This window comes from Streptomyces sp. NPDC042638 (genome assembly GCF_040647235.1).
Lineage (GTDB): Bacteria > Actinomycetota > Actinomycetes > Streptomycetales > Streptomycetaceae > Streptomyces > Streptomyces rameus.
This window is the reverse complement of the sequence record NZ_JBEZBT010000154.1, coordinates 1-1,307: the sequence shown is the minus strand read 5'-3', so window position 1 is coordinate 1,307 and position 1,307 is coordinate 1. Positions and strand designations below refer to the sequence as shown.

Genomic DNA, 1,307 nt, shown 5'->3' with positions numbered 1-1,307 from the left:
CGCCTTGCAACGCCCATCCGGAGCCAGACCCCGCTGCCGGCTGAACTCCACGAAGAGTTCGGGGGTGGACATCACGGTGACGCCGCCGGCCAGCGCGAGCGTGCACTCGCCCTGACGGAGGGACTGCACGGCCAGGTGCAGGGCGACCAGCGACGACGAGCACGCCGTGTCCACGGTGACCGCGGGTCCTTCGAGACCGAAGGTGTACGAGATACGCCCCGAGACGACACTGGCGGCGCTGCTCGTCACGAGGTGGCCCTCGACGTTCTCGGCCGCCGCTTCGCGCAGGCTCCGACCGTAGTCCTGTCCGTTGCTGCCGATGAAGACTCCGGTCGGTGTCCCCTGCAGCAGGGTGCCGTCGATACCGGCACGTTCGAAGGCTTCCCAGGAGGTCTCCAGGAGCAGCCGCTGCTGCGGGTCCATCGCCGTCGCCTCACGCGGCGAGATACCGAAGAACTTCGGGTCGAAGGCCCCGGCGTCTTCGAGGAAGGCTCCTTCTCGGACGTAGCTCTTGCCCTGCTCGTCAGGATCGGGGGCGAAAAGGGTGTCGAGATCCCAGCCGCGTCCTGCCGGGAACTCGGTCAGTACTTCGCGTTCGTCGGCCAACAGGTTCCAGAGTTCTTCAGGCGTCCGTACGGCGCCGGGGAACCGGCAGCTCATGGCCACGATCGCGATCGGGTCGTCGTCCGTCGCCGTCGTGGTGGACAGCGCCGGTCCGTCGTCGTCGCGCAGTCCCAGCGCCTCGGTGCGCAGCACCCGTGCCAGCGCCGTCACGGTGGGGTGGTCGAAGAGGAGGGTGCTGGAGAGCTTCAGGCCCGTGGCCGCGTTGAGGCGGTTGCGCAGGGTGACGGCCGCCAGTGAGTCGAAGCCCAGCTCCTTGAAGGCCCGTTCGGTGTCGACGGCCTCGGGCCGACGGTGTCCTAGTACTGCGGCGACGTGGGAACGCACGAACTCGACCAGGGCGCGCTCCTGTTCGGCGGTGCCGAGTCCGGCCAGTCGCCGACGCAGGGAGGTGTCGGTGGGAGAGTCACCGTCGTCGGTGGCGTTCCGCTGCGCGTGCCGGGTCAGGTCGGTCAGCAGCTTCGGGGCGCCGACGCCGGCCCTGACCTGTGCCAAGGTGTCCCAGTCGACGTCAGCGACGAGCAGTGAGGCCGCCATCGGGTCGTTGACGGACTGTTCCAACTCCGCGATCGCCAGGTCGGGAGACATGGCGGGCAGGCCGTGTTCCTCCCAACGGTCCGCTACGGCACGTGCCATGCCGTTTTCGGCCCAGGGGCCCCACGCGATCGAGGTCGCCGGCAGCCCCT

The 1,307-nt window shown here is 69.2% G+C and carries 1 protein-coding gene; it reads right to left on the bottom strand.

Annotation, left to right across the window (positions count from 1 at the left end; genetic code table 11):
• A partial coding sequence (locus tag AB0B40_RS38195) for a beta-ketoacyl synthase N-terminal-like domain-containing protein (RefSeq protein ID WP_362268245.1) occupies window positions 1-1,257 on the bottom strand: 1,257 nt, incomplete at its 3' end.
• Window positions 1,258-1,307 lie beyond the last annotated feature (50 nt).